The sequence below is a fragment of the Shewanella sp. 11B5 genome, from assembly GCF_002836795.1.
Lineage (GTDB): Bacteria > Pseudomonadota > Gammaproteobacteria > Enterobacterales > Shewanellaceae > Shewanella > Shewanella frigidimarina.
On the sequence record NZ_PJAP01000910.1, the window covers coordinates 1 to 3,204 of the forward strand.

Annotated in this window: 2 protein-coding genes; both read left to right on the forward strand. The window is 44.4% G+C overall.

The features are described from left to right. Positions 1-199, forward strand: a 199-nt coding sequence (locus CXF78_RS18070; protein WP_374702305.1) for a ribonuclease HII, incomplete at its 5' end; no start/stop codon positions are given. Positions 200-309: 110 nt separating this feature from the next. Beyond that, the coding region (gene dnaE, locus CXF78_RS18075; protein WP_102037544.1) for a DNA polymerase III subunit alpha at positions 310-3,204 on the forward strand (2,895 nt) is incomplete at its 3' end.

Genomic DNA, 3,204 nt, shown 5'->3' on the forward strand with positions numbered 1-3,204 from the left:
ATCCATTATTGCCAAAGTGACTCGTGATGCCGAGATGGATACGTTAGACAGTCAATATCCACAGTATGGCTTTGCTAAACATAAAGGTTATCCAACCAAAGCACACTTTGAAGCGCTAGCCTTATATGGTGTGTTGCCTGAACATCGTAAAAGTTTTAAACCTGTTGCGGATCGCATTTTACTCCAAAATACATTTTGATCATGACCAGATTAAGCGAGTTTATCGTTGGATAACGTCGCTTAGTTTGGTAGTCTAAATCCCGCATTTTCGTGTTGTTTCATTCATCTTTTTCGAAGAAAAAATATTCTATGTCCGATCCTCGTTTTGTTCATTTGCGCGTCCACAGTGATTATTCAATGTCAGATGGCGTTGCTAAAGTTAAACCTATTATTGCTGCTGCTGAAAATCAGGGGATGGCAGCAATAGCGTTAACTGATCAAAACAACTTTTGTGGTTTGGTTAAGTTTTATGGTGCTTGTAATGGTGCGGGAATTAAGCCGATCATTGGTGCCGATTTTTGGGTGCAAACCCCTGGATTTGAAAAAGAATTCTGTGCCTTAACCATTATCGCGATGAACAATGAAGGTTACCAAAACCTGACCCAACTAATCAGTGAAGCCTATCTTCGCGGTCATGTTGATAACCGTGTGGTGATCGACCAAGATTGGTTAGTCAAATACAACAGCGGTTTGATCATTATCTCGGGTGCCAAAGATGGTGATGTCGGCAAAGCATTATTAAAAGGCAATCAAAACCAAGTCGAGTCGTTAATTGCCTTTTATCAACAACACTTTGAAGACCGCTATTACCTTGAACTTATTCGTACTGGCCGAGCACATGAAGAGCGCTATTTGCACATGGCGGTTGAGTTAGCATCAATAAAAGGTTTACCTGTTGTTGCCACCAACCAAGTGGTGTTTTTAAAACAAGATGATTTCGAAGCCCATGAAATCCGGGTCGCTATTCATGATGGTTTTACTTTAGTCGATCCACGTCGCCCTAAAACCTATAGCGATCAACAATATCTGCGCACCGAAGATGAAATGATTGCATTATTTGCTGATATTCCGTCAGCAATTCAAAACAGCGTTGAAATTGCGAAACGCTGTAATGTCACCATTCGCCTAAATGAATACTTTTTACCTAATTTCCCTACCGGCGACTTATCCATTGAAGATTTCTTGGTTAACGTGTCCGTTAAAGGTTTAGAAGAACGTCTTGAGTTTTTATTTCCAGATCCACAAGTTCGCGTTGAAAAACGGGGCGAATATGACGAACGTCTTGAGATTGAATTAAAAGTAATTAACCAGATGGGTTTCCCCGGTTACTTCCTTATCGTGATGGAGTTTATTCAGTGGGGCAAAGACAACGGCATTCCAGTTGGTCCCGGCCGTGGTTCTGGTGCGGGATCGTTAGTCGCATACGCGCTTAAAATTACCGACTTAGATCCACTAGAATACGATTTACTGTTCGAACGTTTCTTGAACCCTGAACGTGTATCCATGCCCGATTTCGACGTCGACTTTTGTATGGACCGACGCGATGAAGTCATTGACCACGTAGCAGAACTATACGGTCGAGAAGCGGTATCACAGATTATTACCTTTGGTACCATGGCAGCCAAAGCCGTTGTGCGCGATGTTGGCCGCGTATTAGGTCATCCTTACGGCTTTGTTGAACGTCTAACTAAATTAATCCCCGCAGAACCAGGGATGACATTGGCGAAAGCCTTTGAAGTTGAACCCGCGCTTCCTGAAGCCTATGACGGCGATGAAGACGTTAAAGAGCTTATCGATATGTGTCGCCGCTTAGAAGGGGTAACACGTAACGCGGGTAAGCATGCCGGTGGTGTGGTTATCGCACCGACTCGAATAACCGACTTTGCACCGTTATATTGCGATGCCGAAGGCTTAAACCCCGTAACACAATTTGATAAAAATGACGTTGAAACTGCTGGTCTGGTTAAGTTCGATTTCTTGGGCTTACGTACCTTAACCATTATTGATTGGGCATTGCAGATGATTAATCCGCGCCTGATTAAAGAAGGTAAAGACCCCGTTAGTATCGAAGCCATTCCGCTTGCTGATCCTGCCTGTTTTAGATTACTGCAACGCTACGAAACAACCGCGGTATTCCAGCTGGAATCTCGCGGTATGAAAGACCTCATTAAACGTCTGCAACCCGACTGTTTTGAAGACATGATTGCACTAGTGGCACTTTTCCGCCCAGGTCCTTTGCAGTCAGGCATGGTTGACAACTTTATTGAACGTAAGCACGGCCGTGAAGAAGTGTCATACCCAGATGCTGAATATCAGCATGAGTCACTAAGAGAGTTATTGTCACCGACCTACGGCATTATTTTGTACCAAGAGCAGGTGATGCAGATTGCTCAGGTATTGTCGGGTTACACCCTCGGCGGCGCGGATATGCTCCGTCGTGCAATGGGTAAGAAAAAACCTGAAGAAATGGCCAAGCAGCGCGGTACCTTTAAAGAAGGTGCGATTAATAACGGCGTCGATGGCGACTTGTCGATGAAAATCTTCGATTTGGTGGAAAAGTTCGCCGGTTACGGTTTTAACAAATCGCATTCTGCCGCTTATGCACTGGTGTCGTATCAAACTTTATGGCTAAAAACACATTTCCCATCGCAGTTTATGGCCGCGGTAATGTCTGCCGACATGGACAACACCGACAAAATCGTCACCTTGGTTGATGAATGTGAACGCATGGGCTTGCCGCTAATTCCGCCCGATGTAAACAAAGGCTTATTCAAATTTACGGTCGATGACGACCTCAATATTGTTTATGGTATCGGCGCGATTAAAGGCGTGGGTGAAGGTCCGGTAGACTCTATTTTAGAAGCCCGTAAAAATGGGCCGTTTACCGACCTGTTTGATTTTTGTGCTCGAATTGATTTGAAAAAACTCAACAAGCGAGTGATTGAAAAGCTTATCCTTGCAGGCGCCTTAGACACATTAGGCCCGCATCGAGCATCAATGATGGCGACCTTGCCTCAAGCGATTAGTGCTGCGGCGCAACATGCTAAAGCAGAAGCGACTGGTCAAAATGACATGTTTGGTTTACTCAATAGTGAACCTGAAGACAGTAAGCAAAACTTTGTCCATTGTACTCCGTGGCCAGACAAAATTTGGTTGGAAGGTGAGCGCGAAACATTAGGGCTTTACCTTACTGGTCACCCCATT